The 25,331-nt window shown below is 56.2% G+C and carries 23 protein-coding genes; 10 read left to right on the forward strand and 13 right to left on the reverse strand.

The window, feature by feature from the left end; genetic code table 11:
• The first annotated feature begins 49 nt into the window (after nt 1–49).
• Together ACR0JI_RS08750 and ndk are read left to right on the forward strand one after the other, a co-directional pair.
• A complete protein-coding gene (locus ACR0JI_RS08750) occupies nt 50–1,252 on the forward strand; it encodes a multidrug effflux MFS transporter (RefSeq protein ID WP_480472381.1) in 1,203 nt (400 codons plus the stop codon).
• Between the two features lie 115 nt (nt 1,253–1,367).
• Nucleotides 1,368–1,790, forward strand: a complete 423-nt coding sequence (gene ndk / locus ACR0JI_RS08755) for a nucleoside-diphosphate kinase (RefSeq protein ID WP_008757405.1) — start codon at nt 1,368–1,370, stop codon at nt 1,788–1,790.
• A gap of 59 nt (nt 1,791–1,849) precedes the next feature.
• On the opposite strand, the gene ACR0JI_RS08760 is transcribed toward ndk, so the two are convergent.
• Nucleotides 1,850–2,197, reverse strand: a complete 348-nt coding sequence (locus ACR0JI_RS08760) for a TfoX/Sxy family protein (RefSeq protein ID WP_480472383.1) — start codon at nt 2,195–2,197, stop codon at nt 1,850–1,852.
• A 211-nt stretch (nt 2,198–2,408) separates the two neighbouring features.
• Here ACR0JI_RS08760 and ACR0JI_RS08765 point away from each other — a divergent pair, with 211 nt between their 5' ends.
• From ACR0JI_RS08765 to ACR0JI_RS08775, 3 genes are read left to right on the forward strand one after another with little or no spacing between them, the layout of a single operon-like run.
• The gene (locus tag ACR0JI_RS08765) at nt 2,409–3,929 is read left to right on the forward strand and encodes a CHAD domain-containing protein (protein ID WP_480493341.1); all 1,521 of its coding nucleotides are present in this window, start codon (nt 2,409–2,411) and stop codon (nt 3,927–3,929) included.
• Between the two features lie 3 nt (nt 3,930–3,932).
• Nucleotides 3,933–4,685: a ParA family protein gene (locus tag ACR0JI_RS08770; RefSeq protein ID WP_480472387.1), complete on the forward strand. Its 753-nt coding sequence runs from the start codon at nt 3,933–3,935 to the stop codon at nt 4,683–4,685.
• On the forward strand, nt 4,685–5,152 hold the full coding sequence (locus ACR0JI_RS08775) for a CYTH domain-containing protein (protein ID WP_480493339.1): 468 nt from the start codon (nt 4,685–4,687) through the stop codon (nt 5,150–5,152). Before ACR0JI_RS08770 ends, ACR0JI_RS08775 begins: the two co-directional genes overlap by 1 nt.
• Here the strand turns inward: ACR0JI_RS08775 and ACR0JI_RS08780 are convergent.
• The 9 genes from ACR0JI_RS08780 to ACR0JI_RS08820 form a co-directional block, all read right to left on the reverse strand.
• On the reverse strand, nt 5,149–6,519 hold the full coding sequence (locus tag ACR0JI_RS08780) for a sensor histidine kinase (protein ID WP_480493338.1): 1,371 nt from the start codon (nt 6,517–6,519) through the stop codon (nt 5,149–5,151). The genes ACR0JI_RS08775 and ACR0JI_RS08780 overlap by 4 nt on opposite strands.
• Nucleotides 6,512–7,192 carry a response regulator transcription factor gene (locus ACR0JI_RS08785; protein ID WP_209504130.1) on the reverse strand — a complete coding sequence of 227 codons (681 nt, stop codon included), beginning with the start codon at nt 7,190–7,192 and terminating at the stop codon, nt 6,512–6,514. The genes ACR0JI_RS08780 and ACR0JI_RS08785 overlap by 8 nt, the downstream gene beginning before the upstream one ends.
• Before the next feature lie 180 nt (nt 7,193–7,372).
• Nucleotides 7,373–8,809: a DegQ family serine endoprotease gene (locus ACR0JI_RS08790; RefSeq protein ID WP_480472393.1), complete on the reverse strand. Its 1,437-nt coding sequence runs from the start codon at nt 8,807–8,809 to the stop codon at nt 7,373–7,375.
• Between the two features lie 749 nt (nt 8,810–9,558).
• Nucleotides 9,559–10,158, reverse strand: a complete 600-nt coding sequence (locus ACR0JI_RS08795) for a nucleotidyltransferase family protein (protein ID WP_480472395.1) — start codon at nt 10,156–10,158, stop codon at nt 9,559–9,561.
• Between the two features lie 31 nt (nt 10,159–10,189).
• A complete protein-coding gene (locus tag ACR0JI_RS08800) occupies nt 10,190–12,607 on the reverse strand; it encodes a GcvT family protein (protein WP_480472397.1) in 2,418 nt (805 codons plus the stop codon).
• Between the two features lie 96 nt (nt 12,608–12,703).
• Complete coding sequence (locus ACR0JI_RS08805; RefSeq protein ID WP_480493337.1) at nt 12,704–14,011, reverse strand: HlyC/CorC family transporter; 1,308 nt, start codon at nt 14,009–14,011, stop codon at nt 12,704–12,706.
• A 63-nt stretch (nt 14,012–14,074) separates the two neighbouring features.
• A complete protein-coding gene (locus ACR0JI_RS08810; protein ID WP_480493336.1) occupies nt 14,075–15,031 on the reverse strand; it encodes a site-specific tyrosine recombinase XerD in 957 nt (318 codons plus the stop codon).
• 2 nt (nt 15,032–15,033) lie between these two features.
• The gene (locus tag ACR0JI_RS08815; RefSeq protein WP_480493334.1) at nt 15,034–16,554 is read right to left on the reverse strand and encodes a hypothetical protein; all 1,521 of its coding nucleotides are present in this window, start codon (nt 16,552–16,554) and stop codon (nt 15,034–15,036) included.
• Complete coding sequence (locus ACR0JI_RS08820; protein WP_480472404.1) at nt 16,544–16,693, reverse strand: hypothetical protein; 150 nt, start codon at nt 16,691–16,693, stop codon at nt 16,544–16,546. Before ACR0JI_RS08820 ends, ACR0JI_RS08815 begins: the two co-directional genes overlap by 11 nt.
• A gap of 79 nt (nt 16,694–16,772) precedes the next feature.
• Between ACR0JI_RS08820 and ACR0JI_RS08825 the strand changes: the two genes are divergently transcribed.
• Nucleotides 16,773–17,360, forward strand: coding sequence for a shikimate kinase (locus ACR0JI_RS08825; RefSeq protein WP_480493332.1), 588 nt, complete (start codon nt 16,773–16,775; stop codon nt 17,358–17,360).
• Nucleotides 17,360–18,472 (forward strand): 3-dehydroquinate synthase, encoded by a 1,113-nt coding sequence (gene aroB, locus ACR0JI_RS08830; RefSeq protein ID WP_480493331.1) that lies wholly within the window; start codon nt 17,360–17,362, stop codon nt 18,470–18,472. The genes ACR0JI_RS08825 and aroB overlap by 1 nt, the downstream gene beginning before the upstream one ends.
• An 8-nt stretch (nt 18,473–18,480) precedes the next feature.
• Here the strand turns inward: aroB and ACR0JI_RS08835 are convergent, their stop codons facing one another.
• The gene (locus ACR0JI_RS08835) at nt 18,481–19,551 is read right to left on the reverse strand and encodes a site-2 protease family protein (protein ID WP_480493330.1); all 1,071 of its coding nucleotides are present in this window, start codon (nt 19,549–19,551) and stop codon (nt 18,481–18,483) included.
• Nucleotides 19,552–19,569: 18 nt separating this feature from the next.
• Entirely contained in the window at nt 19,570–20,058 is a 489-nt protein-coding gene (gene ssb / locus ACR0JI_RS08840) for a single-stranded DNA-binding protein (protein ID WP_480472412.1), read from the reverse strand.
• Nucleotides 20,059–20,259: 201 nt separating this feature from the next.
• Here ssb and ACR0JI_RS08845 point away from each other — a divergent pair, with 201 nt between their 5' ends.
• The 3 genes from ACR0JI_RS08845 (at nt 20,260) to ACR0JI_RS08855 (ending at nt 23,014) form a co-directional block, all read left to right on the forward strand.
• Nucleotides 20,260–20,838 (forward strand): lytic transglycosylase domain-containing protein, encoded by a 579-nt coding sequence (locus ACR0JI_RS08845; RefSeq protein WP_267363904.1) that lies wholly within the window; start codon nt 20,260–20,262, stop codon nt 20,836–20,838.
• A gap of 96 nt (nt 20,839–20,934) precedes the next feature.
• A complete protein-coding gene (locus ACR0JI_RS08850) occupies nt 20,935–21,897 on the forward strand; it encodes a LuxR C-terminal-related transcriptional regulator (RefSeq protein ID WP_267363905.1) in 963 nt (320 codons plus the stop codon).
• 130 nt (nt 21,898–22,027) lie between these two features.
• Nucleotides 22,028–23,014, forward strand: a complete 987-nt coding sequence (locus ACR0JI_RS08855; RefSeq protein WP_480472416.1) for an MBL fold metallo-hydrolase — start codon at nt 22,028–22,030, stop codon at nt 23,012–23,014.
• Nucleotides 23,015–23,125: 111 nt separating this feature from the next.
• On the opposite strand, the gene ACR0JI_RS08860 is transcribed toward ACR0JI_RS08855, so the two are convergent.
• Nucleotides 23,126–25,213, reverse strand: coding sequence for a dipeptide ABC transporter ATP-binding protein (locus ACR0JI_RS08860; protein WP_480472418.1), 2,088 nt, complete (start codon nt 25,211–25,213; stop codon nt 23,126–23,128).
• Nucleotides 25,214–25,331: the final 118 nt, after the last annotated feature.

Genomic DNA, 25,331 nt, shown 5'->3' on the forward strand with positions numbered 1-25,331 from the left:
AAGCAATGTGTTAGCGCTGTCTCGTTTGCTTTTTGAAACGGTTTTCCACATGCGCGCGGCCCGGACGCCTCCATCCCTGATCACGTTGATCTTTGCTACGGCGCTGTCTGTACTGACGCTCAACATGTTCCTGCCGTCGCTGGCACATATGAGTGAAGATTTCGCTGTGGATTACGGTCTGATGAACCTGTCGGTCGCGGGGTATCTGGCGGTTTCGGCAGTATTGCAACTGATTATGGGCCCTTTATCGGATCGCTTTGGTCGCAGACCTATCCTTTTGATTTGTGTATCAATATTTGTCCTTGCGTCGATCGGATGCACGCTGGCTGGATCGATCTGGGTTTTTCTTGGCTTCCGTCTGCTTCAGGCTGCTGTTGTCGCGGGCTCGGTCCTGTCCAGCGCGTCGATCAGAGACCGTTACGCACCGAATGAGGCGGCAAGCAAACTCGGTTACGTCGCGATGGCCATGGCGCTGGCCCCGATGCTTGGGCCGATGTTGGGTGGGGCGCTGGATATGCTTTTCGGTTGGCGCTCGGGGTTTGTCCTGTACTCGTTGCTTGGGGCAGGGTTGCTGGTGCTGCTTTGGTTCGACATGGGCGAGACCAACACCAACCGCTCGTCCACATTTGGTGCCCAACTGCGCGAGTATCCCCATCTGTTCCGTGCCCGCAGGTTCTGGGGCTATGCCTTATGCGCAGCGTTTTCGATTGGGGGGTTCTACAGCTTTATCACCGGTGCGCCGCTGGTTGCTGCAGCGTGGTTCGACCTGAGCCCTGCAATGCTGGGGCTGGGGATTGGCATCATCACCGGCGGGTTCATGGTTGGCAATTTTGTCACCGGTCAGATTGCGGCCCGGACGCGCCTGACGACAATGATCTTGTCAGGGCGGATCGTGGCCTCGACCGGGCCGTTTTGTGGATTGATGCTGTTTCTCGCTGATCTGGGATCGGTCTGGGTCTTCTTCGGCTCGGCAATCTGTGTCGGCTTTGGCAACGGTTTGACCAATGCCAATGCCGCGGCTGGCGTCATGTCAGTACGCCCCGGACTGGCAGGAAGCGCGGCAGGGCTGTCGGGGGCATTGATCGTGGCTTTGGGCGCTGTTCTGACCTCAATGACCGGCGCGTTCGTTAGCCCCGAAAATGGGCCGTATCTGGTACTGGGCATGATGTGGGCCTGTAGCTTTGCTGGCTTGCTGGCGGTGCTTTACGTCCGTCGACTGGACCGCGTCGACCCTTTGCCAGACACAATCTGAACTGCAAAGCCACGGGCAAGGCATCATTACACTTTTCATGGGTCAAAGTCCGTGATACCCGGCGCGCGATGGATTTCGGCGCGGGTCCCGCGTCACATTATAAGGAGAGGCCGACATGGCACTGGAACGCACATTCTCGATCATCAAACCCGATGCAACCCGCCGCAACCTGACCGGCAAGATCAACGCCAAGTTCGAAGAAGCAGGCCTGCGCATCGTGGCGCAAAAGCGCATTCACATGACCAAAGCTCAGGCTGGCAAGTTCTATGACGTTCATGCCGAACGTCCGTTCTATGACGAACTGTGCGAATTCATGTCGTCGGCTCCGGTTGTTGTTCAGGTTCTGGAAGGCGAAGGCGCCATTGCAAAGAACCGTGAAGTTATGGGCGCAACGAACCCTGCGGACGCAGCCCCCGGCACCATCCGCGCTGAATTCGCGGAATCGGTCGGTGAAAACTCGGTCCACGGTTCGGACGCACCGGAAACCGCAGCGGTTGAAATCGCATACTTCTTCTCGGGCATTGAACTGGTCGGTTAAGCCACAGCCATTGGTGACAAACAGGGGCCGCATCCTTGGTTGGGTGCGGCCTTATTCGTTCAGAGCTGCTTTAAGTCCTTTGGTGCAACACGAACTCCGATGGCGTCCAGATCTGCAATCATCTGGTTTTCCGGAGCAGCACCGTTACCAGCTTTGATTGCGTCGAACCTTTCGCGCAGGGCTTTCTTCTCGTCGCCCTTGCAATCGTTCCACGGGCGGCCCTGCAATCCCATCACCAGAACATAATATCCGATGAAATGCGCCCTGGTGCCGGCGCGCAACAGGCGGGCATAGGCTTCGTCCGGCCCCAGTTCTCGCAGTGCCTCAGCCGAATGAATACCAGCACGTGCGCAGGCCTGTTCAAAGGCGGGGCCAAGGTTTCGGATCGAAGATACTGGTTCGCTCATAGCGGTGTCTTACTTCGGCACCCGAGGCCTGTCACCCCGTGATTACACTCGGTCGCAGGCATAATGCCTTGATGTCCTTTCGGGTTCAGCCGAGACTGAAAAGGAGAACCTTGGATGGCGTTGGAGCAACCAAACCAAACAAGGGGCGCGCGCATATGATCGTTGAGAAACCTGTAAAGGGGTTTCTGAAGTTGAACTGGAAAGGCGTATCATGACCAGATCGTCAAGCGATCAGTTCATTTTCCCAGCGAGGATTGACGAAACGGCTCTGGCAAATGCCATTGCCGGGTTTTCCCAAAAAGTTTCACCCGATAGCCCCGTCGCAGCTTTCGCATTGCTGGATTGTCACGATCAGTCACTGCGCGCCTCGGGTCGTGCTTTGATCGATACTGGCGGGGTGTTGCACCTGCTGCGGAAGGACCACGGCCCTTTGTCTCAGCAGCACTCGGGGCATCTGCGGTTTGCACGGGACTTGCCAGAAGGGCCGGTTCAGAAGGCGCTGAGCGACTTTCCTGAACTACGGGCGCTGACGCAGATTGGTGTTGGAGAGATCGAGGCAAAGACCTTCGCCGTGCTTGATGATCTGCAAAAGACAAAAGTCAGGGGAACTTTAACGTACATGTCGACGCCATCAGGGCAGGCAACCATTGTACGAATTCAGCAGTTGCGCGGGTATAAGAAGGCCTATCAGTTGGTCCGTTCCGCTCTCGATCGCGTTTCGGGCGGTGTTCGTGACGTTGAAACGGTCTATCCCAGTCTGTTTCCAGACATGGTTCCCTATCAGGCCAAGCCTGAAATAAAGTTCGGTCAAGCAGATCCTTGCAGCGAAGTCGCTGCGAAAATCGTTCAAATATATCTGAGGGTTGCACGGCAAAACGAGGAGGGCATGATCGCTGATATCGACACCGAGTTTTTGCACGATTACCGGGTATCGTTGCGCAAGATCAGGTCAGTGATCAGCCTGTTCAAGGTTGTGTTGTCCGAGGCCCAGACGGCCGAACTGAAGCGGCTCTTTTCCGATCTTATGGCCCCCACGGGACCTCTGCGTGATTTGGATGTCTACCTTCTGAAAAAAGACAAGTATTTCAATCTTATCCCGCCGAGCCTTCACGCAGGACTGTCCGAGATGCTTGATCAGTTTCAAACGGAACGTACACAAGAGCAACTGCGCCTATCTCGCTGGTTGCGCAGCGCCGACTACACGACGTCCATGAACGACCTGACCGCAATGTTCACCAGTACTGATCACTTGGACCTCGGACCAAACGCGCATCGCGGCACGTATGACTATGCCTGCGCGCTGATCTGGAAGCATTATCGCAAGATGTGCAAACTGGCGCGCGGCATAAGCGATGATACGCCAGACAAGACGGTGCATGAGCTTCGTATCGAATGCAAAAAACTAAGATATCTGATGGAATTGTTTGCCCCGCTCTTCGATGCGAACGGATTGAGAACGATCCTTAAACCGTTGAAAAAACTTCAGGATAATCTTGGTTTGTTCAACGACTATTCTGTGCAGCAAGACGCGTTGCTGACCTTTGTAGCGTCGCACGCCGATACGCAAGGCCGCATAAACGCGCAGATCGGTTTGTCCGTGGGTGGCCTAATCGCTGTGCTTGATCAACGCCAGAAGACCGAAAGAAAACGCGTTGTCGCAAGCTTCCTTCAGTTCGACGGGCGAGAAATCCGGCACATGTTCCGCAGTCTGTTTCACCACAAAAAGGAGTAGGGAATGAAGATCATTGCCTGTTACAGCAATAAGGGCGGTGTCGGAAAAACCGCTACTTCGGTGAACCTGGCCTATGCCTATGCGCAGGCTGGCCAAAAAGTTTTGCTATGCGATCTCGATCCTCAGGGGGCGTCCGGGTTCTATTTTCGGGTGAAGCCGTCAAAAAAACTGACGGATGCCCGATTTTTTGAGGATGTGGAGCGGTTTACCAAAGCCATCCGGGCAAGTGATTTTGACGGGTTGGACGTTCTGCCCGCAAACCTGACTTTCCGCGACTTTGATATCTTCCTGTCGCGCATGCGGAACAAACGATCGCGTCTGAAAAGGGCATTGTCGGCGGCTGGCAGTGATTATGATCTGGTTCTTCTGGATTGTCCGCCCAATTTTTCCACCTTGTCCGAGAATATCTTTCGGGCCGCTGATGAAATCGTTGTTCCGATCATTCCCACAACCCTGTCCGAGCGGTCATTCGATCAGCTGGTTGGCTTTTTCGACAAACACGGGCTGCGTAAGAAGAAGCTGCGGGCGTTCTTTTCGATGGTGCAGAACCGGAAGTTGTTGCATCGGGAAACGATGGTTTCAATGCGCGCCCAGCATCCCAAGCGCATTTTACACGCGGTTGTGCCTTTCGCTGCGGATGTCGAAAAGATGGGGCAATATCGGGGCCCTGTCTGTACTTACGCAGGTCGTAGCGCTGCTGGTGCGGCATATCGGGCGCTGTTTGATGAGCTGGAAGAAAGAGCGGGGGCACCCTGATGAGCAAAGAAATTGAACGCAAGTTTCTGGTGGCAAGGTTGCCGAACCTGAGCCGCGCAGAAAAAGCAGAGGTGCGTCAGGGGTACCTCACCGCGCCGGAGGACTCGACCGAATTGCGCCTTCGGCAAAAGAACAATGTGTTTTTCCTGACCTTAAAAGGCGGCGGTGATCTTGTACGTGTTGAGCGTGAGGCAGAGATAACCCGAGACCAGTTTGAAACCTTCTGGCCGGAAACCCAAGGTCGCCGGGTCGAGAAGGTGCGTTACACGGATCTAATGCCAGACGGCCACCAGTTCGAGCTGGATGTTTTTTCAGGCGGTCTGGAACCCCTGCGTTTGGTTGAGGTTGAGTTCCATACCAGTGAAGACGCAAATGCCTATGTCCCGCCGGGTTGGTTCGGTGCGGAAGTTACAGGGGATAAACGGTACAAAAACAAGGTATTGGCGATAAACGGACTGCCGGATTAACTCTGAATTGCCAGATTGATCGTAGTTTCCAAACCTGGGTCGCAGTTTCGGGCTGCGAATGTCCCGCCATGCATATGTGAAATCGCGGCAACCAGCGCGAGCCCCAATCCCGCATTGCGTTCCGTCCGCGCCGGATCAAGTGTGACGAAGGGAAGTTGAAGGCGATCCAACTCTCCGGGCGGAACACCCGGACCACGGTCCCGAACCCGCAATTGGGCAAATCCGTCCTTGGTACCGATAGAGATCGTGATTGCGGTATCTGCCGGTGCATAACGCATCGCGTTTTCCAGCAAATTAGAAAGAGCCTGCGAGAGTAGGGGCCGGTGCCCCTGAATTGAGGGGGCAGAGCCTGTAACCTCAAGGCGGATGTCCTGATCTGCGGCCACCGGGTCATACAGTTCCACGACATCTCCAACCAGTTGCTGCAAGTCAATGTCTTCGAATTGCTCGCGCCCTAGACCGGCCTCGGCCCGCGAAATTTCGGTAAGCTGCCCCAAGACCCGCAAAACATGGTCGATTTCTCCCGTAGCCCGCGCAATGTCGATTTCGCGGTCCAGATCGCTTTTGCCGGGCTCGGAAAGGGATTCGACCCTTTGGCGAAGGCGGGACAAAGGAGAGCGCAAATCATGTGCGATAGAGTTCGACGTGGTGCGCAGATTGCTCACCAGCTCTTCGATCCTGTCGAGCATGTTGTTCAACGTGCCAGAGACCTGATCGAACTCGTCCCCGGTTCCGCGCAGGGGCATCCTCTTGGAAAGATCGCCGGAAACGATGTTTTCGGCTGTGCTTGCGATGTCTGACAGGCGTGAAAACACCAGACGTGTGAACAGCCAGCCAGTGATCACGCTCAGAACAAATGCTATTCCTAGCGCCAGTGCCAGAGATCGGAACAATACACGGTCGAATTGTTGACGGGCCGCCGCATCCCGTCCCACCAAAAGGCGTTCACCACCGGGCAATCGGATCGAAGCGGCCGAGATGGGCACCAGTTGGTCATTGTCAGCCCTGCGCAACTCGAGGTCGACCCAACCGCTTCCGGCGGTCACATTGACCGGCCAGGTTTTCAGGTTACCCACAAGCTTGACGCCCTGCCGATCCGCCAGCAGATACAGCGCGTCTCGATCGGACGCGCTTGGAAGACGACGCTCGATCGCTGTAATCAGCCCGATCAGCCCGCGCCGTTCATATTCATCGGCAAGCCCGGTCAGTTCGGCGGACACGACCGATCGGGTCTCGGATTCGATGCTCCGGTTGGCTGTCACATAGACCAATGCCAGCACAGACGCGGTCAGGAACGTGCTTAGCACCATGCTGGTGGCGACAAGTCTTGTTCTTGAATTATTAAGGGAAAGCCGAAGGTTATCCATCGGACATCATGTAACCCGCACCGCGAACTGTTTCAATCAAAGGTATGTCTCCACCTTCATCCAACTGGCGGCGCAGCTTTGAAATATGAACATCCACAACGTTGGTGTTCGGGTCGAAATGATAATCCCAGACGCCTTCAAGCAGCATGGTACGCGACACGACACGGTTCTTGCGGCGTAGAAAGAACTCAAGGATCTGGAATTCACGAGGTGTCAGCGTAATCTCATGGCCGTCCCGCGTAACCTTGCGGGTCAGTAGATCCATTTCAAGATCCTTGCAGGTCAGCGTCGGCGTTTCCTCGGATTCCTGCGGACGCCGCAACAAGGCTTCGATCCGCGCATGAAGTTCCTGAAACGAAAAGGGCTTGACCAGATAATCGTCGGCGCCTGATCGCAATCCTTTGACGCGCTCGTCCACTGCGCTCATGGCCGTCAACATCAACACCGGTGTTTTCAGCCCTGCTGCACGCAGGGATTTGATCAGGGACAGACCGTCCAGACCGGGAAGCATCCTGTCCAACACAATGGCGTCAAAACCGCCGTCCGTAGCGTGGTACAATCCCTCGCGGCCATCAGCAGCCGTTTCGACCACATAGCCTTCTTCGCCAAACCCTTTGGCAATGAAATCCCTGGTGTCAGCGTCATCTTCGACGATCAACAGACGGCGGCTCATGATGTGGTTCCTTTCCCTAAGGATTTAAACACAAAATTCAAACAAAGCATATGGTTTGCTGACGATCTTGCCGGGTGCTGGGCACGCACCCGGCAAGCCCGACGGACAGCGGACAACTCAGGTCCGCCGGGTGAGGCACGCGCCGGATCTCCCCATCAAGCGGCGCGCGCATGGTGTTAGTCAGACCAGTTCGACAGCAACGAAAATCTGGCTGCCGGCCCGATTGATCAATACCAGTGCCGGGTCTGTTTTTTCGCTGTCCAGTGCGGCCTTCAGCGCTTCGGGTGTGAACGTGTCCTGGTTGCCCAGTTTGACGATCACGTCACCGCGTTGCAGACCCGCCCGGGCCGCAGGGCTGTCCGGTTGCAAGTCTGTGACGACCACACCTTCGACGGTTTTAGCAATACCCGCTTCAGCCCGCACCGTTTCGGTCAGCGGGGCCACTGTGACACCAAGCGACGTGCCTGCTGCATCAGATTCGACAGGGGTGTCGGACTGAGCCGCCGCTGCCTGATGCTGGCCAACGGTCAAAGTGACCGTTTCCTGTTTGCCATCGCGCAGAATGGTCAAATTACTGGCGGTGCCGACCTTGGTTGTGCCCACCAGAATAGGCAGGTCACCACTGGAGTCTACGGCTTCGCCATTGAAAGACAGGATAACATCGCCTTGTTCCAGGACGCCATCTGCAGGGCTGTCGGCGACAACATCTGCCACCAGTGCACCCGAGGAGGCATCAATACCCAGCGCCGCCGCAAGCTGCGGGCTGATATTCTGGATCGAAACACCCAGCCACCCACGGCTGACCTGCCCGTCATCCTGTAGATCGGCTGCAATATGTTCAACGATGTTCGAGGTTACGGCAAATCCCAGCCCGACAGATCCGCCACTGGGGGAATAAATGGCCGAGTTTACACCAATCACTTCGCCGTCCATGTTGAAAAGCGGGCCACCAGAGTTGCCCTTGTTGATAGCTGCGTCCGTTTGAATGAACTCGGCATATGGCCCGTCCGAGATATTGCGACCTTTAGCCGATACAATGCCGGTAGTGACCGTGGAGCTCAAACCAAACGGGTTGCCGATCGCTACGACATCTTCGCCAACACGGATTGCATCGCTGTCACCCAGTTCGACGGCTTGCAGGCCCGGGACTGCATCGATCTTCAAGACTGCAATGTCTGTCAGCGGGTCGGTGCCAACCACCTCGGCCTCAAATGTCCGGTCATCACTTAGGCGAACGGTTACAGTCGCGGCATTGTCCACCACATGGTGATTGGTGACGATATAACCGGCTTCATCCAGTACAAACCCTGACCCGAGCCCTTGTGCCGGACCGCGTTGAGGCATGTTGAACCCTTCAGGCCCACCAAATCGTTTGAAGAATTCCCCAAACGGGTGACCGTCAAAGTCAAAATTCTGACCCTGTGTGGGGCTTGGGGCGGTCTTTTGCTCGGCAATGATGGTTACAACCGAAGGGGAAACGGTTTCGACAAGATCGGCAAGCGCTTCATCCGCCATCGAAGGTATAGCGGTTGTGGCCAGCATGGCTGCGCCCAATGCGCTGACCCCCATCCAGTTGGATGTGCGGGGAAGTAAAAGCGAAGATTTTCGGATGCTCATTTCTGTCTCCTGGTTTGATCACGCAATTTCCGTTGCGCGTTGAGACATGAGATGCACTGTCAGGATTGGGGTTTCCTGACTGATCAATTAATAAATCTTAATTTTGCCACAAAGCGGGTGTTTTGTGGTGAAGGACGTTGATCAGGATTCGCTGATTTAACCGAGGAGGTCGAAGGCGAATCGGAGGATTGTTGCCAAAACAGACGTCAAACTTTCAAAAAAGTTGAATTTTCATTGTTTTGTTGACAATGCTTTCACTGAACAGTGGGGAAAAATGCTGCTCTTCCAATGGTTGTGGGCGAGTCCGGGAAACTTCGGGCTTGACGCTGTAACTTTGCCGATAGGCAGCTGAATGGGTGCATAAGTTTGCGCTTAATCCCGAATCGATGATACGTGCACCGGACTTGGATCGCCTATAGGTTGAGCAAGCCTTGGTGCTATGTTGCCTAAAAGCCAAATCGAGGCACGCGAAATTAACCTATTCTTCCAATTTTACGTTGTTTCTAAGGATCGGATAAGTGAGGATGAAATTGCCCAAGTGAGGGGAAGCCAAAAGCGCTAGGGGGCGCTGGCGGCTAACTCAGTTACCGGAAGTTTTAGCGGCGTGTTAACGAGGGGGTCTTGTTTAGGTTTAGCGGCTAGGGAACCAGAGTGTCTTTAAGACCTATTGGTCAAACTTTTGGAATTGTGGAAAGTGGTAGTCCTGTATTGGGCACCGGCCCGGTCGATATCGACCGGGCCGTGTTTATTTAAACGGTGCGTTTCTTGCACCAAGCTGCCCAATCTTCCGGCGTATCCAGATCCAAAACCGCGTTTTGACCGGGCAGGGGTTGCAGGAATACGCCACCTTGTTGTGACCGGACCACCGTCTGCGCGCCGTGATCGCCGTGTAATGCCGAAAGCTTACTGAAAAGCGTCCGATCGAAGATCACCGGGTGCCCGGGCTTTCCATCTGTGGTTGTTCCGCGCCAGATTACATTGTCGGGATGCAACTGGCGTGCTTTCAAGATCGTTCTCAGATCGGTCTGGGTCAGGTCGGGTAAGTCGGCCAGCAAAACCATGACCGCGGGTGCATCAACAGGAAGGTGTTTTATGGCGGTGCGCAAACTGGCATTCATTCCCTCGGCCGCGTCCGGTACGGGAACGGTCTGTACGTCCATTCCTGCAAGAGCATCGTATCTTGGATGCGGGCGCGGTGGCAGGGCGACAAGGACAGGTGCCACGCCACGCGCTAGGGTCGCCGTACGGGTCAGCAGTGGAATGCCATCGATTTGCTGCATAAGCTTGTCCAGCCCGCCCATACGGCTGGAATGACCGGCGGCAAGCAGGATGATGGGGATTTCGGTCATTGCGCCACACTGCTGTCAGTCATGTGTGCTGTCATCCCCTCATGCGTGTGCCATCTGGGTCAAACAAAGGTGTCGAGATAACCTTCGCTTTGCGCATCTGCCCCAGAATCTCGATTTCAACCTCCAGACCATCTTCTATGCGCCCGGACGGCAGAAAGCCCATGGCGACGGATTTCTGCGCAAAATGAGAGTAGCCGCCGGAGGTACAGAACCCAACAACCGAACCATCCAGCCAGATCGGTTCATAGGCGTTGACGTCCGCATCGTCTGTTTCAACCTCGAAGGCTGCCAACTGGCGGATGGTTCCGTTGGCCCGTTCTAATTCCGCTGTATCGCGGCCGATGAAACGGGTGTTTTTGCGGAACGCAATGAACCGATCCAATCCCGTTTCAGCGGCGGTGTAATCCGGCGAATACTCTCGCATCCATGAGCCAAAAAACTTGTCCAGCCGCAGGCTCATCATTGCGCGCATTCCGAACGGAACAATTCCGTGGGGTTGTCCGGCCTCCCACAGTGTCCACCAAAGCTGACGCTGCGCTAAGGGGTCGCAATAGATTTCATAACCAAGATCGCCCGTATAGCTGACACGCTGAACGATACAGTCGGTCATGCCGACAGTCATCCGTCGCACGTTCAGGAAGTTGAAATCCGTCAGGTCGTCTCGGGTGCAGGTCGCCAGAACCTGCGTTGCCTTTGGGCCGGCAATCTGGAAACCGTTCAACCGGTCGCTGATGTTTTTAATTGTTACACCGTCCTGAGCGTTTTGTTGGAACCACCGCATGTGGAAGGCCTGACTGCCATAGGACGCCGTAAGCTGGAATTCAGTGTCACTCAGGCAGGAAACCGTGAAATCGCCGATTAGCTTGCCCTTGTGCGACAGCATCGGGGTCAAAGACAGCCGACCGGGTTTCGGAATGCGACCAGCCATGATCTGGTCCAGCCAGTTCCGAGCATTGGGTCCGGTGATGCGGTATTTGCCGAAATTGTGGACTTCGTTGATACCTACAGCTTCACGCACCGCCCGCACTTCGCGCCCCGTCGCCTCGAACGCGTTCGAGCGGCGGAAGGATGGCGTTTCAAGTCCCGGCTCGTCTTCCTGCGCAAAATAGTTTGGCACTTCAAGGCCGTATTGCTGCCCCCAAACCGCGCCAAGATCGCTGAAGATGTCATACATTGGTGTTGTGCGGTTGGGGCGTGCGGCGGGCAGTTCTTCGTTCGGATAGGCAACGCTGAAGCGTTTCTGATAATTCTCGATGACTTTGGGGCGGGTATAACCTGGGCTGATCCAGTCGCCGAAGCGGGCAACATCCATGGCAAACACATCGCGCTCTGGCTCGCCTTCGATCATCCACTGCGCCAGCGTAAGGCCAACGCCGCCACCCTGGCTGAACCCTGCCATAACACCGCAGGCCGACCAGTAGTTGCGCATTCCAGGTACAGGACCGACCAGCGGGTTTCCATCAGGGGCAAAGGTAAACGGCCCATGGATCACCGATTTTATCCCGGCCTCAGCCAGCACGGGAAAGCGGCGATAGGCGAATTCGATACTGTCGGTGATCTTGTCATAGTCATCGGGCAGCAACTCGTGCCCGAAATCCCACGGGGTGCCGTCTACTGCCCAAGGCTTGCAGGGTTGTTCATAGAACCCGATGCACAGACCACGCCCTTCCTGCCTTAAATAGCTTTCACCCGCCGGATCCATGACATGCGGATGCTCGCCACCCGCATCAATGATCGCTTCGATCTGGGGGATCGCGTCTGTGACAAGGTATTGATGCTCCATCGGGTGCAGGGGAAAATAGACACCCGCCATGGCACCAACTTCGCGTGCCCAAAGCCCGCCCGCATTAACAATGTGTTCGGCATGGATTGTGCCTTTGTCGGTGACGACATCCCAGCTTCCATCGTGGCGCTGGTTGGTTTCACGCACCATGCAATGGGTTTCAATCGTAGCACCGCCCATTCGCGCGGCCTTGGCATAGGCATGGGTGGTGCCTGACGGGTCCAAATGACCATCCAGCGGATCGTAAAGAGCGCCGATAATTCCGTCGATGTTCGTAATGGGCGCGATCTTTTTGATTTCTTCCGGGCCGACGATTTCTGTCTCAAGCGCCATGAACCGATGCTTGGCGCGTTCGGCCAGCAGCATATCAAACCGGTCCTGATTGTCGGCCAGTGTCACACCGCCCACGTGGTGCAGGCCACAGGACATGCCGGTGATCTGTTCCAGTTCTTTATACAGCCTGATCGTGTAGCCCTGTAGCGCCGCCATGTTGGTGTCGCCGTTGAGGGTGTGAAACCCGCCTGCTGCATGCCAGGTCGAGCCGCTGGTCAGTTCGGACCGTTCCAGCAACATGACGTCCGACCACCCAAGCTTGGTCAGGTGATAAAGAACCGAACATCCGACAACGCCGCCACCAATGACGGCCACCTGGCATGTGTTTTTCATCCGCTCCTCCTTTTCTGGTAGGACGGTGCAGATCAACGAAAAAGCATTCTGTCATACGAGCGACAGAGCGCGTCGTTTTTGTCTTGCGTCCAAACCCTATAAGGGCCGCACTTTCAGGGCTGTGATACGATTGCCTTCGCGTGCTGTTACCTCGAACCGGAAGCCATGGAACGAAAATACTTGCCCAACAACCGGGATCATCTGGGCTTCGTGGATGACCAGACCAGCAAGAGTGTTGGCCTCTTCATCCGGTAGCGACCAGTCCAGCGCACGATTGGCGTCACGAATGGTCATCGCGCCTTCGACAAGGAATTGGCCATCATCCGTCCGCACGACCGGCACCTCTTCGGCGATATCGAATTCATCGGCGATTTCGCCCACAATTTCTTCGAGAATATCCTCAAGCGTGATCAGGCCACGCAATGAGCCATATTCGTCTACGACCAGCGCAAAATGAGCGTGCATTCGCAGAAACTCGCGCATCTGGTCATCCAGAGTTGTGGTCTCTGGAACGAAATAAGGGGCATTCGCGACTTTGCCGATGTCAAAGCTGGCCAGACGGTCGGTGCCGCCGTCACTGCTGCCAGCCTGCGCATACATCGCGCGGAACAAATCCTTGGCGTGAACAACGCCAACAATGTTCTCCTGCTCGTCCCTGAAAACAGGCAGACGAGTGTGAGGGCTTTCAAGGCATTGCCTCAGGATAGCTTCGGGTGGGGCGTTCGCATCGATCATCTCGATGTTGGAACGGTGGAGCATGATCTCTTCCACCGTGCGGTCGCCCAGATCCAGCGCGCCGAGGATGCGGTCGCGATCTTCTTTTTCAACAACACCTTCTGAATGGCCCAGTTGCAGGGCGCCTGCGATTTCTTCGCGCACGGCCAGAATGTTGCTGTCAGGATCGATCTGAACTCCGAACAAGCGCAATACGCCACGCACCAGCAATCGTACGGCTGCGACGACAGGCGAAAACACCGTCACGACCACGCTGATGATCGGCGCAACAGCCGCAGCGGCCTTTTCGGAATTGGTGATGGCGTATGTCTTGGGCAGAACTTCGGCAAAGATCAGCACCAAAAAGGTCATGACCAGTGTCGCCAATGCCACGCCGCTTTCGCCAAAAAGACGTGTGAACAACGCCGTCGCCAGTGACGCAGCCAGAATGTTGACGAGGTTGTTGCCCAGCAGAACCGACCCGATCAGACGTTCGTTGTCGTCGGTGATTTCCAGCGCCTTTTTAGCCCCGCGCGATCCCTTGTCGGCCTGAGCGCGCAGTTTCCCCCTTGATGAGGCGGTCAGCGCCGTTTCCGAGCCCGAGAAAAATCCGGACAGGATAAGCAGAAACAGGATAGCGCCGGTCGTAAACCAGAATGCGCCGTCGATCATAGAAGGTAAGGGTTCCATTGGTCCTTGATAGGTTAGTGTACTGCATCCGTTATGGGGACGTCGCTCCGCTGGATCAAGGTCTTAGCCTTTGTCCTCATTGCGGTCTTTGCTCAGCGGGTGATGTTGCAACACCAGTTCCGCCAGACGTTCATCCAGAACATGCGTATAGATTTCGGTCGTCGCCACGTCTGCATGACCCAATAACGTCTGGATCGATCTCAGATCAGCACCATTGGCCAGCAGATGCGTAGCGAATGCATGGCGCAGCGTGTGTGGTGTGACTTTTTCAGAAGAAACACCGCCGCGTACAGCCAGCTCTTTCACCAGCAAAAAGAACCTGTGCCGTGTCAGATGACCGGACTTACCGCGTGATGGGAACAGAAATCGCGAGCGTTGAGCGCCATTTTCCACGGCCAAATCCTCGGCCTCGTCCCGCGCGGTCAGCCACGCGGCCAGCGCATCCCGGGCCGGGGGCGACAGGGGGACCATTCGCTCCTTCCCCCCTTTGCCCAGCACCAGCAGCATCCGGGGATCGCCACGGGCCGAGGAGACTGGCAGGGAGACAAGTTCAGTCACCCGCATTCCGGTGGCGTACAAAACCTCCATCAGGCAGGTGTTTCTTAGCCTGTCAGCTTCGGTTCTCCCGGTTTTTCGGGCGGCCTCCAATAAACGATCAACTTCGGGCACATCCAGCGTCTTGGGCAGCCGTTTCTGCCGGCCGGGACCTTTGATCTGAATGGCAGGATTGGCTGCGCGCCAGCCTTCCTCGAAGGCAAACCGGTACAGCTGCTTTATTGCAGACAAACGCCGCGCGCGGGTCGAACGTGACAAGCCCTGTGCATCGCAGTCGATCAGGTAGGCTTCGATCAGGTCGCGATCTGCCTGATCAAATCCGGATTTCTTGCGGTCCAGCCATTCGGCAAAATCTTTCAGATCGCGCCCATAAGCCAGCAGCGTATTGGTCGCAGCGCCAAGCTCTGCCGCCTGCGCCTGCAAGAACGTTGAAATCCACAGTGCATCTGATGCCGGAGAGCCCATGATCAACGTTTTTGCAGGATCAAAAGGGACAGGGCCGCACGTCGCGCGGTGTCTTCCAGCCCAACGCGCCGAAATGTTGCAATTGCCGCTGTCAGGTCCACCAGATTGCCCCGCGCGCCATGTGCAAACAATTGCATGGCTTCAATTATGGCTTCGCCCAACTGACCGTTGGTCAGCAACGCATCAATGTCGCCTGGCACAGGCGCTGCCCATTCGAACCCCTGAGCGACGGCATCAGCCAAAGGGGACGGGGACACCGCGCGCCCGGGATCGCCTTGTGCCAAAGCGGCAAGAAACCGGGTTTCGTTCGATGTGTCAGGTGTTGACAAGGCGGCCTGTTCGTAAAGCCCGGACAGCATCAGAATACGCCAGCGCAGGTTTTCGGTGGCAGCAACCGGTAATGTGACAGTCGACAAGCGCTCGGCAAACAGTTCGGCAAACGGAACCTCAAGCCCGAAACCGCGCATCTGTTGCCAGACCGGCTGCAAGGTCTTTCCGATCGCTTCCGCGTTCCCGGTGTCTAACGCGCTTTCAAAACGCTGAACGGCGGCCACCCGATCCCAGACAGCACCTGAGGCCGCCGGGTCACGCTCAGTATAAAGGCCCAGCAGCTGATTGGGGGTTAATGCGCCAATGCGGGTAAGCCGTTCCGCTGCTTCGATCTGTGCCTTCCAACCTGCGACATCGCGCAGATCCGCATTGGCAAACGCCCGTGGCAGCGGAGCGGAGGGAAGTCGTTCGCCAATTGCCTCAAACAAACGGAACGTCAGGGGATCAGGGTTCTCAGGCTGCGGCAGGTAAGCTGCGCCTTCATACAGTTCCGGGCTGAGGAAACGGTCCAGAACTGCCAGATCCTCGGGTGGAAGGATTTCAAGCGCATGCGCTGCCTCAAGGGTCAGCGCGGCTGAAGCCCAATCCCCGCGGCGGGCCTTGCAGAAGATCTGAGCCGCATAGTTCCGCGAAAGATGCGGTTCGGCAATAAGGGCGGTACAACTGCGATCCTCATCCCCGGTCAAGAGCGTCGCATCGAACCAGCGCTTGAAACGGTCTTGCGTGTCAGTAGGTCCGGCCAGTTGAACAAGCGATTGCGCCGGATCAGCGGCACCCAGTTGCATCAACCGATCCAGCCGCGCCAGTAAAAGGGTTTCTTCGGCCAGAGGCCCTGACGGCGCGCGTGTTTCAGACAAGAGTAACGTGAACAACAATCGCTGCATCGCCGGGTTGTCACGCACGTGGACGTCGGCGATCAGTTCGGCCAAGCGATCCGCATCGCTGCCTTGCCAAAGGTCGACGGGCAGGCCAGTGACAGAGGACGAAACAAGGCCCAGCGGGTGCGACAGCGCTTCAAGCGAAGTCACCTCAATTCCTGGCAAAGTGCCATCTTGCGTGACCGGTGGTTCCAGCAGAACGGTTCCCGGCAGGTTTTCCGGCGGGTCTGTCAGCCATTCGATGGCGGACAAGGGTTCCTGCGCATGTGCTGACCCGGCCAGTGTGATTGCCAAAAGCAGTTGCTTAGTTGACATCCAGTACAACCGGCTCGCGAATTTCACTTTGAGGCGCAGAGAAATCCACGCCAAAGAATGGACCGACATAGGCATAGGCAACCAGCCCGATGAATACTAGGCACAGAACATATATCAGGAATTTGATCAGACGGCTCATGGCGTCACGCTGCCTCAATTTTTGGTTTTGACCAAGTTATAACTGGCATTTTTCCCAAGATCACGTCATTCACGGTGAAATGAGCGAAATTAAGCATAACACGCACTCAGCGGACGCGCAGACCCGATTTGCTCTGCACAAAACCGTGGTTCTGGTGGGGATGATGGGGGCTGGTAAGACAGCCGTGGGCCGCGCTTTGGCCGCGCGTCTGGGTGTTCCCTTTCTGGATAGTGATGCCGAAATCGAATCAGCCGCCAACATGACCATCCCCGAAATCTTTGAGCGGGACGGGGAGCCGTTTTTTCGCACCAAGGAAACACAGGTCATCAGCCGTCTGCTGGACGAGAAAAAAGGCATCCTTTCAACGGGTGGCGGGGCGTTTCTTCAGCCCGACAACCGGCGTATGATCACCTTGCGCGGGGCGTCTGTCTGGCTGCGGGCAGACCTGAAAGTTTTGTGGAGCCGAGTTCGCCACAAGGACACGCGCCCGCTGCTGCGCACTGCTGATCCTTATGCGACATTGAAAGCCCTCTACGAGGCGCGTGTTCCGGTTTACGCGGAGGCAGATTTGATCGTGGATTCGGATGGCGAAACTTCGATCGAGAATATGGTGGACCGGGTTGTCGACGCCTTATTGGCGCGCCCTGATGTTTTGGAAATCAGATAATGCACCAAACAGTACACGTTGAACTTGGAGACCGGTCGTATGACGTTGAGATCGGTCCGGATCTTCTGGCGCGCGCAGGCGATTGGATTGCACCGCTATTGGCGCGCCCCAAGGTGGCCGTCCTGACAGATGAGAACGTCGCTGACCTGCATCTGGACGCGTTGCGTGTAGGTCTGAAAGCCGCCGGAATCGAAATGTCCGCGCTGGCCTTACCCGCCGGTGAGGCAACCAAAAGCTGGCCTCACTTCGAACGCGCGGTTGAGTGGCTGTTGGCTGAAAAGGTTGAACGCAGCGATGTTGTTGTGGCCCTTGGTGGTGGCGTAATTGGTGATCTTGCCGGCTTTGCCGCAGCCGTCCTGCGCCGAGGTGTTCGGTTCGTGCAAATCCCCACGTCTTTGCTGGCGCAGGTCGACAGCTCCGTCGGAGGGAAAACAGGGATCAACGCCCCTCAGGGGAAGAACCTGATCGGCGCTTTTCATCAGCCATCGCTGGTTCTGGCCGATACATCTGTGTTGCAGACCATGACCCAGAGGGACTTTCTTTCAGGGTATGGCGAGGTGGTGAAATACGGCTTGCTTGGGGATGCTGATTTCTTTGAATGGCTTGAGGCGAACGGGCAAAGCGTGTCCTCGGGCGACTTGGCCGCGCGGGTGCGTGCGGTAACCCGCTCGGTTCAGATGAAAGCCGATATCGTGGCCCGGGACGAAACCGAACAAGGCGACCGCGCCCTGCTGAATCTGGGACACACCTTCTGTCATGCCTTGGAGGCTGCCACTGGTTATTCGGACCGTCTTTTGCATGGCGAGGGCGTGGCCATCGGCTGTGCACTTGCGTTCGAGCTTTCGTCCCGCCTTGGGCTGTGTTCACAAGAAGACCCAAGCCGGGTACGCGCGCATCTGCGGGCAATGGGTATGAAAACGGATCTGGCTGATATTCCGGGCGAATTGCCAAGTGCCGAGTCACTGGTGGATCTGATGGGGCAGGACAAAAAGGTCGTGGACGGCCAGCTGCGGTTTATCCTGGCCCGCGGAATTGGTCAGGCTTTTGTGACCTCGGATGTGCCGAAGGATGCGGTCTTATCGGTTCTGTCGGACGCTCTCGCCCCGGTGTGACGCAGGGGTTAACGACCCTGAATGACCATCAGCTCGCCGATGTTTTCGCGGGTTATGTAACCGATCATACGACCGCCATGGCTCAGAACTGCAATCGCCGGCGCACCATTGTGCAGGTGTTCCAGTACGTCCTCAAGGCCGGTTGTCAGCAAGACTGTGGGAACGTCAGCATCCATGATCGAGGTCGCGGGCGCAGTTCTGGGCTGGTCGCTTGCCAGAGCGGTGAACAGGCGATCGCGTGTCACAAAGCCCAGCAAAGTGTGATTTGGGTCCAGTACCGGAAACTCGTGCTGTGTGGTGTGAATGACGGCTTGCGCAGCTGTGCTTAGCGTATCGCTGGGGGACAGGGCATGAAATTCAGTGATCATCGCGTCACGAGCCAGAACACGGCGGACCGCGGATCGCAAAGCGACATCCTGGCTTTCTGCATTCGCTGCAAAGAACACGAATACGGCGATCAATACCAGAATTGGATTGCCGGAGCTCAGCCCTAGAAATCCAAACCCGACAGCGACAATCTGGCCACCAACCGCTGCAATTCGGGTGGCTTTGACGCGATTCATGCGCAAACACAGAAGGGCGCGAAAAACGCGGCCTCCATCCATTGGGAAGGCCGGGATCAAGTTGAAGATGGCCAAAAGCAGATTGATATAGGCCAGCTTGTCCAAAATCTTCACATTTGGTGATTCCAATTGCGCGAGGGTCTCAAGCGGCATCCCTGCACCAAGCACGGCAAGGCCTATGAAGATAGCGATATTCACTGCCGGACCCGCAAGCGCCACCAGAACCTCTTGCATCGGTTTTTCCGGCATTCTCTCAAGTCGGGCCAGGCCACCGATGGGCAGAAGGGTGATGTCGGGGGTTTTGATACCATAGCGCCGCGCCATAAGAGCGTGACCGAACTCATGCGCGACAACGCAGGCAAACAGGGCCAGAACAAAGAGAAGGTTCTCAATCGCGGCTGGCAGGCCACCGGCCGAGAATGCGGCAAAACCAACCCAAGCCAGCAGCAGAAAAAAGGTGACATGGACCCTCAGTTCGGAACCGAGCAATCGGCCGAGAGAGAAGGACCATGTCATATTGTTACTCCGCTTTGGTTAGAACGGAATCTCGTCATCGTCGATTCCGCCCGAGGCTGGTGCCGCAGAGCTGGAAGGACCGCCATAGGGGTCATCGTAACCGCCACCGGCCTGGCCACCACCATAACCGCCGCCGCTGCCGCCACCGCCTTCACCACGACCGTCCAGCAGGGTCAGTTCCCCGCGATAGGGGCGCAGGACAACCTCGGTCGTATACCGATCCTGACCGGATTGATCCTGCCATTTGCGGGTTTCCAGCTGGCCTTCGATATAAACCTTGCTGCCCTTGCGCAGATATTGCTCGGCGATGCGGGCCAGCGGTTCCGAGAAGATGGCAACCGAATGCCACTCTGTCCGTTCGCGCCGCTCACCTGTGTTGCGGTCTTTCCAGTTCTCCGAGGTGGCAATGCGCAGGTTGCACACTTTGCCGCCGTTCTGGAACGACCGGACCTCGGGGTCGCGGCCAAGATTTCCCACCAGAATGACCTTGTTGACTGAACCCGCCATGTAAATCCTCGTTCTGTTCTGCGTAAATGCGCCGAATCTGGCGCAATGAGTTTCGTGAGACCCTATACGGCCTGCATCATGGTTGAAAACAGTTGATACAACACTGTCGAACAAGAGTCTTACTGTACTATTTACCAAGCTTTCATTTTTTGCGGGAATACCTATACTCCCACTGGTTTTGATCGAGCAGGATAAGCAAAGATGCGTTCTTGGGTTGCTGGGTTTTCCGTTGCCTGCCTTGTATTGGCCGTTGCGCCGGTGCAGGCACAAACATTGTCCAGCAAAAGCCGCAAGGATATTTTCCTGAAACAGGCGAAGGTTCTGGATTCTCGTGCGGCAACCCAGTACCGCGACTCGGCCCGGCTGAAACCCAAAACAACGCGCGATCAGGTCAGCAAACGATATTCAGGAAAATATCGCGGAGAATATCTGGAAATCGCGCGGCGTGTTGCCCGCCTTCACAACATCCCTGAAGATCTGTTTTTGCGTCTCGTGCAGCAGGAAAGTGGATGGAACCCTCAGGCGAAGTCACATAAAGGTGCGTTAGGATTGGCGCAGCTTATGCCACAAACGGCCGAGCTTTTGGGCGTAAACCCGCATGATCCCAAGCAGAACCTCGAAGGCGGTGCCAGATATCTGTCCTGGCAGTACCGCAAGTTCAAATCGTGGCCTTTGGCGCTGGCGGCCTATAACGCGGGACCTGATGCGGTTGAAAAGCATGGTGGTATCCCGCCGTACAAGGAAACCCAGAACTACGTGAAGGTTATCTGGGGCGGCTGAAACCGATGCTGCGCCGCAGAGTGTCGTATTCTTGATTCAGTGTAACGCCTGCAACTAACCTGACAGGGTGTCGCCCAGTAACTGGTGAGGCCCCTTATGCCTGCTGATCATCCGCAGATTCCCAAAGAAACGCTGGCAAACTGGCAGCAACTTGTTGATCTGGTCGCAGAACTGGCCGACGTGCCCGCAAGCCTGATCATGAAAACCGACGCGCCGGATCATGCGGTTTTGATCACATCCGATCACCCCGAGAATCCATATCCGGTCGGTCTGAGTTTCCAGTTGAACCCCAAGCTATATTGCCAGGGTGTTCTGGAGCGTGACGGAGAGTTGGTGGTCGAGGACGCCAAATGTGATCCGGTTTGGGCGGATAACGACGACCTGGAACACGGAATGACCTTTTACATCGGCTTACCGCTGAAATGGCCCGATGGCTCGGTGTTTGGCACAATCTGTGTTCTGGACCGTAAACAGAACCGGCGGGCCTTGTTGTTCCGAGAGGGGCTGGCGCAGTTCGCGCGCATGGTCGAGTCGGATTTGGCTTTGTTGCAAGAGGTTTATCTGAGACGCGCGTTGGAGGAGAAACTGAACGAAACACTTGCCCAGCTTGAAACGCGTGTTTCGGATCGAACCCGAGAGTTGCAGGAGACGAACACAGCGTTGCGCGTATTGCTCTCAAGTCTCGACGATGACCGCAAGAACCGGGATCACGAAATCGTCGAGCAGGTTCGTAGCAGAGTTTTGCCGTATCTTGAAAAGGTTCGGGCGCAGCTTTCCGGCGACGAGGCGCAATTTGTCTATCTTGAGCTGGCCGAAAAGAACCTGAACGAGATCACGTCTTCGCTGTCTGACAAGTTGACGGATGCCTTCGCGGCAATGACCCCGACCGAAATGGAAATTGCACAGATGGTCATGTTTGGGAAAACCACGAAGGACATTGCCAAGGCCCTGTCCCGAGAGACGTCGACAATCGATTTTCACCGCAACAACATTCGCCGAAAACTAGGACTTGAGGGACGGGATCAAAACCTGCGCAGTCATTTGCTCTCGATTTCGTGAATGCCGAATATGGGGATTGCCCCCATATTTCACCCCCATTTTTTCGGTCTGAGCCGATGTGCTTTGGCTTGTTACCCTCTGGGATGAGGTGCGGAAAAAAGGCGCACGTCCAACAGAGAGGTACATAGATATGGATCGCAAGGATCTGAAGCCGACCATCCTGAAAGGGGACAGGGATCATCTGGCACCGGGTTTGTCTCGGCGGTCATTTTTCATGGCGGCAGGTGCTGCCGGTGTTGGCGCGACCGCTTCAGTGCTGGGGGCGAAACCGGTCGAAGCGCAATCGCAAGCCTGGTTGCAGCCAGGGAACAATAACCATGTGATTGACCTGCAGGGATCGACGGGTCAGGCCAGTGCCGGAGTTGTCGGTATCGATTATTATGGCCATTGCGCCATCAAGATCACTTCGCCCAACGGCGCAACGGTCCTGCTTGACCCCTGGCGTGATGACCCGTCGGGCGCGTGGGGGCTTTGGTTCCGCAATGAATTCCCCCAGATTCCGGTAGACATTACCCTGTCGACCCACGCGCATTTTGATCACGACGCGATCGAACGCCCAAGCTCGACCATGGTTCTGGACAGGATGGTGGGCAATTTCGAGTTCGCCGATATCAAGATCACTGGTTTTGCTGATAAGCATGCCTGCGTGGCGCCGGGGTGGTACAACTGGACCAATGCACTGGCCGAGTTTGGGGTCGATGCCTGCCCACCGAACAATGTGGGTCATATGGATATGGTGGTCTATCTGGTGGAAACAGGCGGCATTCGTACGCTGATCTGGGGTGACAATCGCCATAACCCACCGCAGGAGTTTTGGGACGCCGTCGGACAGGTCGATGTTCTGACCCTGCCGGTAGACGGGTCGCAACATATCCTGAGTTTCGATCAGGGTAATGACATCGTGGCCAAGCTAAAGCCCAAGATCATTATCCCAACCCATTACCTGAATGAAGTCACGTCTTACACGCTGACCACGCTGCAATCTGCGGACGAGTGGGTAAAGGGGCAGAAAAGCTATCAGATGCTTGACAGTGCCAGCCTGAAACTGGAGGCCGGAGAGATTTCAGGCATGGATCAGGAGTTCATGCATTTCGGCAACAACGTCATGACCGGCTGAGAGTCTTGTAGGGAACCACCACTCACAAGCGTCGCCGGTCTCCTCGTGACACGCGGCGCTCACAGAAAGGGCCGGTCAACGACCGGCCCTTTCCAGTAAAGATCCGCAAACCTATTCAGCCGCGACTTTGATCACGGGTTGCATCCGTGCCAGCACCTCTTCGGACAAGTGGCACTTTACCTGATGACCCTCGGCCAATGTCTGCACTGGCGGTACATGCGACTCACAGCGACCGTCAGGCACTTCGGACTTCCAGCGACACCGTGTCTGGAACGGGCATCCCGGTGGCGGGTTCATGGCCGAAGGGATATCACCCTCCAGTACGATGTGCTGCTTTTCGACCGATGTATCGGCGATGGGAACAGCACTCAGCAGCGCTTCGGTATAAGGGTGGTAGGGGGGTGCAAAAACCTGGTCAGTTGTGCCCAGCTCGACCACGTGGCCCAGATACATCACCATTACCCGGTCGCTGAGGTATCGCACGATGGAAAGGTCATGGCTGATGAACAGCAACGTGGTTTTGTGCACGCGCTGAATTTCCATCAACAGGTCGGTCACCGCAGCTTGCACGGAAACGTCCAGCGCTGATACGGGCTCGTCGGCCACCACGATGCGCGCATCACCAGCAAAGGCGCGCGCGATACCAACGCGTTGCTTCTGGCCACCTGACAGCTGACGCGGCATCCTGTCTGCAAAGGCGCGCGGAAGTTTCACCAGATCCAGCAGTTCCAGCATCCGCTTCTTGCGATCGGCCTCGGAATTACCAACACCGAAAATCTCCAATGCCCGGATGATCTGGCGCCCGACGGTCATCGACGGGTTCAGCGTGTCGAACGGGTTCTGAAACACCATCTGAACTTCACCAACGGTCTTTGCGTCACGCTCTTCTATGGGCACTTGTTCGATATTGCGGTTGTCCAGAAGGATCTGCCCGTCCGTGGCCGTCTCAAGACCCATCAAAACTTTGGCGAACGTGGATTTGCCGCAACCGGATTCGCCCACAATGGCCAACGTCTCGGATTCATGCGCCTCGAAGCTGAGCGTTTCGTTTGCTTTCACAACCTTCTTTTCGCCACCGCCGAACAGGGCGTTTGCCGCAACCTCATAGTATTTTTTGAGGTTGTCCATCTTCAGAACGACCCTGCCGATCTCACCTTTCTCTTTCTGTTCACCCACCGTGATCGGTGCGTTCCAGTCGATCTCTTTGAATTTCAGGCAACGGGTATGGTGCCGGTCATTTCCGGGAACCGCCTCCATCAGTATGTCCTTGGCGTCACAGCGACCCTCTTCGAAATAGTCGCAGCGCGGGCCGAAATTACAACCAGGGGGCCGCTCATGGGGTAGAGGAAAGTTCCCCGGTATAGCCACCAGCGGGCGCGAATTCTTGTCGGCCCCCGGCAGCGGGATCGACCGGAACAGGGCCTGCGTATAAGGATGCTGCATCTCATCAAACACATCCTTGATCGAGCCGCGCTCGACCGCCTCACCTGAATACATCACGCAAAGCCGGTCACAGGTTTCCAGAACCAGACCGAGGTTGTGCGAAATGAACAGCATCGAGGTGCCGTATTTCTTGCCCAGATCCTTCACCAGCTCGACCACGGCAGCCTCAACCGTTACGTCAAGTGCCGTTGTTGGTTCGTCAAGGATCAGCAGCGCCGGTTTCGACATCAAGGCCATCGCGATCACGATGCGCTGCTGTTGACCGCCTGACAGCTGGTGCGGGAACGAGTTGAGCATTCGCTCGGGGTCCGGCAGGCGCACATCGGTGACAACTTCCAGAGCGCGCGAATACGCTTCTTCTGCGCTGACGCCCTCGTGAATCATGGGCACTTCCATCAGCTGCTTGCCGATCTTCATCGCCGGGTTCAGCGAGGCCATCGGCTCCTGATAGATCATCGCGATCTCATTGCCGCGTATGTCGCGCAATTCATCTGAACTCATTTCCGCCAGATCACGACCCTTGAACTTGATCGTACCGCCAACGATGCGACCGTTTTTACCAAGGTCCTGCATGACGCCCAGCGCCACCGTGGATTTACCGCAACCAGATTCACCGACCAGACCAACAGCTTCACCGGGTTGCACACTGACAGAGAAATCCATCACGGCCGGAATTTCCCGCAGGCGGGTAAAGAAGGAAATCGACAGCTTGTCGATCTCAAGGATCGGGCCGTCATAATCCGCCATCTTGCTCATCTTGTATCTCCTCACCAGATCGAGGGGATCCTCTTCATCTGGCTAAAAATATCTCGGGGGGTCCGGGGGGCTGACCCCCCGGGCGCTTTCACATCAGTCGTTCAGTCTTTCTTCGCGC

The sequence above is a fragment of the Ruegeria sp. N10 genome (assembly GCF_056531545.1).